The 3419-nt window shown below is 73.3% G+C and carries 4 protein-coding genes; all 4 read left to right on the top strand.

The window, feature by feature from the left end; genetic code table 11:
* Window positions 1-284 precede the first annotated feature (284 nt).
* Window positions 285-734: a hypothetical protein gene (locus tag G7A99_RS06725; protein WP_163139277.1), complete on the top strand. Its 450-nt coding sequence runs from the start codon at window positions 285-287 to the stop codon at window positions 732-734.
* Window positions 735-883: 149 nt separating this feature from the next.
* Window positions 884-1261 carry a cytochrome c gene (locus tag G7A99_RS06720; RefSeq protein ID WP_163139276.1) on the top strand — a complete coding sequence of 126 codons (378 nt, stop codon included), beginning with the start codon at window positions 884-886 and terminating at the stop codon, window positions 1259-1261.
* Window positions 1258-2460, top strand: a complete 1203-nt coding sequence (locus tag G7A99_RS06715) for a cytochrome D1 domain-containing protein (protein WP_163139275.1) — start codon at window positions 1258-1260, stop codon at window positions 2458-2460. The genes G7A99_RS06720 and G7A99_RS06715 overlap by 4 nt, the downstream gene beginning before the upstream one ends.
* 10 nt (window positions 2461-2470) lie before the next feature.
* Window positions 2471-3419 (top strand): Lrp/AsnC family transcriptional regulator (locus G7A99_RS25265; protein WP_163139274.1); only part of this gene is annotated, 949 nt, incomplete at its 3' end.

The raw sequence follows: 3419 nt of genomic DNA, 5'->3' as shown, positions 1-3419 counted from the left end.
TCCGCGCCGTCCATACAGCGGCTGTGGCAGGGGGTGAGGAACGTCGTGTAGCGGTCTGGCATGAGTGACGGGCGACGCGGCGGGACAGTCGCGGTATGGTTCAAACCGGTAGGTGCGGCGGCACCCTCGTCGCCGGTGTTGCGCGGTATCACGCACACCCGCTAAGCCGGCGCTCGCACGCTCTGCGGGCAAGGCGCACAATCGCCCGGAAGGTTGGCATTACCGGGCCCGGGCGGTCTGGCTATCGGGGTGTTCCGGGCCCGGCATCAGCGCGGAGGTGGAGGATGAGCCTGCTACGTGATCCGGCCCTGGTGGCCGTCAACGACGTGATGGTCCAGTGCCAGACGAACGCCCGGCACCACCGCTACACCGCGGAGGTGATCGACGACGCCGCGGTGGCGGGCGTGCTCCAGCGCCTGGCCGGCGACCGTGAGGCCCTTGCGGACCGTCTGGCGCTCGGGCTGCGCAGCCACGGCGAGCTCCCGCAGGCGGCGGACGGCGAGCTGGACAGCCTCCACGAGCTGGGCGACCGGCTCATCGCGCGCTTCGCCGAGCGTGGTGCCGGGCGGCTGCTGCGCGAGCGCGGCGACGACGAGCGACGACTCGCCGCCGCGGCCAAGCGGGCGCTGGACGAGGCGGTGCCCGGCGATCTGCGCCCCCAGTTCGAGCATCTCGTCACCGAGGCCAATGCCGCCGCGGACGACCTGATCGCCCGCATCGAGACCCTTTCGTGACGTTTCGCCTTCGGTTGATGGATATCAACTAATAAATCGTATGCATCTTATAGCCTGACCCCGAATGGCCGCCTTTCGGTGGCCGGTACGAGTTCCCTGCCCGCGGGTGCACCAGCGCTTCGGGTGGGGACGACAGTCCGGGGGACGGCATGCTCATCCGTAATTCCGCACTCCTGCGGCGGCTGCGCCACTCCGCGTTTCCGCTCCTGCTGGTTGCCCTCACCGTGCCCCTGGTCCCGGTCGCGGGTGCCGAGCGCCCGGCCGCCCTGCGCGGACGCAGCCTCGGCTCGATCGTGCGCGAGGACTGCGGGGCCTGCCACGGCCTGCGGCTGACCGGCGGCCTGGGGCCGGACATCACCGCCTCCGCGCTGTCCGGGCGCGACGTCGGCGCCCTCGCCGCGACCATCGAGCACGGCCGCCCGGGCACTGCCATGCCCCCCTTCGGCCCGCTGTTCAGCCATGCCGAGATCCGAGCCATCGCCCGCGGCCTCAAGTCCGGGCGGTACCTCCAGGAGAATGACCGATGATCCGATATGCCCGTGCCGCCGTCACGGCCTTCCGTGTCTGGACGCTGCTGCTCGCCGCCGCGCTGCTCGGCGGTTGCGCGACCACCCCCGCCCCGCGGGGCACCGGCGACCTGGGGCTGGTCGTCCAGCGTGCGGACGGCCGGGTGTCCCTGGTGGACGCCAGCGAGCGGGCCGAGCTCGCGGAGATTGACGGCCTCGGCGATCTCTCCCACGCCTCCGCGGTGTTCTCACGGGACGAGCGCTTCGCCTACGTGTTCGGTCGTGACGGCGCGCTGACCAAGGTGGATCTGCTGCGCGGGCGCATCGTCGCGCGGGTGCAGCAGGCGGGCAACAGCATCGGCGGCGCCATCTCCGGCGATGGCCGCCTGGTGGCCGTTTCCAACTACGAGCCCGGCGGCGTGCGCGTGTTCGACGCCCGTACCCTGGAGCCGGTGGCGCGCATCCCGGCGCGCTACGGCGACGGCGAGCGTGCGCGGGTGGTCGGCCTGGTGGACGCCCCCGGGGAGCGGTTCGTGTTCAGCCTCTACGAGGCCGGCGAGATCTGGATCGCTGACTTCAGCGGCGGCGACGAGCCGTCCATCACCCGGATCAGGGGCGTGGGGCGCAAGCCCTACGACGGCCTGATCACGCCGGAGGGGCGCTACTACATCGCCGGGCTGTTCGGGGAGGACGGCCTTGCCCTGGTCGACCTGTGGCACCCGGAGCGTGGCGCCCGGGAGATTCTCGCCGGCTACGGACGCGGTGAGAAGCGCCTGCCGGTCTACAAGATGCCCCACCTCGAGGGCTGGGCGATGGTGGACGACTATGCCCTGCTGCCCGCGGTGGGGCGCCACGAGGTGCTCGTGGTCGACCGTGATGACTGGCACGAGGTGGCGCGCATCCCGGTCCACGGCCAGCCGGTGTTCGTTATGGCCGGCCCGGACGGGCGCGAGGCCTGGGTGAACTTCGCCTTCCCCCGCAACGACACCGTCCAGGTTATCGACATGGACACCCTGAAGGTGGACGACACCCTCACCCCGGGGCGGGGCGTGCTGCACATCGCCTTCTCCGCCCGCGGCGAGGAGGTGTGGCTGTCCCTGCGCGACGACGACACCGTCGCCGTCTACGACGCGGATACCCACGAGCCCCTGGCCCGGCTGCCGGTGCCGCGCCCGAGCGGGATCTTCTTCACCGACCGTGCCGACCGCATCGGCCTGTGAGGACCCGGCCATGGTGACGGCAGCGGCGGACATCGCAGGCGCGGGAACCGCGGCGGCCCCGGACGGCGTGGCGCGGGCGCTGCTCCGCGCCTACGCCCGCGGCCTGCCGCTGGAGTCGCGGCCGTACCGCACTATGGCCCGTCACCTCCGGGTCGGGGAGGGCGAGGTGATCGCCGCCCTGGGGACGCTCGCGGACCGGGGCTGGCTCGCCCGGGTGGGCGCGGTCTTCCGCCCGGGGGCGGTGGGGGCGAGCACCCTGGCCGCCCTGGCGGTACCGCCGTCGCGCCTGGAGACGGTCGCCGCACAGGTGAACGCGTATCGCGGGGTGAACCACAACTACGAGCGTGAGCACCGTTACAGCCTCTGGTTCGTCGTGACCGCGGCGAGCCGCCCTGGAGTGGATGCCGTGCTGGACGGCGTCGCCGCCGATACCGGGCTGGCGCCCCTGGACCTGCCGCTGGAGAGCGCTTACCACCTGGACCTCGCCGGCCTGATGGCGGGCGAGGGGGACGCGCCGCGGACCGTCACCCCGCGGCCGCCCGCCGAGCCGCTGGTGCTGGACCCGGCGGCGAGGCACGTGCTGGCGGCGCTGGAGGACGGTCTCGCCCTCGTGCCTCGCCCCTTCGCCGCCGTTGCCGCCCGGGCGGGCGTCGACGAGGCGGAGGTGCTCGCGCGGCTGCGGGCCTGGCGGGAGCGCGGCGCCGTGGTCCGCTACGGGCTGATCGCGCGTCACCGCCGGCTCGGCTACCGGGCCAACGCGATGGTGGTCTGGGACGTGCCGGACGAGCAGGTGGACGCCGTCGCCGGCCGCATCGCCGGGTACCGCTTCGTCACCCTGTGCTACCGCCGCCCGCGGCGCCTGCCCGAGTGGCGGTACAACCTCTTCAGCATGATCCACGGCCGCGACCGCGCCACCGTCCGTGCCCAGGCGCAGGCGCTCGCGGCGGCCGCCGGTCCGG

The sequence above is a fragment of the Arhodomonas sp. KWT genome (assembly GCF_010993615.1).
The sequence above is the reverse complement of the archived record's forward strand: the minus strand, read 5'-3'. Positions and strand labels throughout refer to the sequence as shown.

What these genes read in the sequence shown, in the direction of transcription:
- G7A99_RS06720 (WP_163139276.1), top strand. Translation starts at nt 884, where the DNA reads ATGCTCATCCGTAATTCCGCACTCCTGCGGCGGCTGCGCCACTCCGCG.
- G7A99_RS06725 (WP_163139277.1), top strand. Translation starts at nt 285, where the DNA reads ATGAGCCTGCTACGTGATCCGGCCCTGGTGGCCGTCAACGACGTGATG.
- G7A99_RS06715 (WP_163139275.1), top strand. Translation starts at nt 1,258, where the DNA reads ATGATCCGATATGCCCGTGCCGCCGTCACGGCCTTCCGTGTCTGGACG.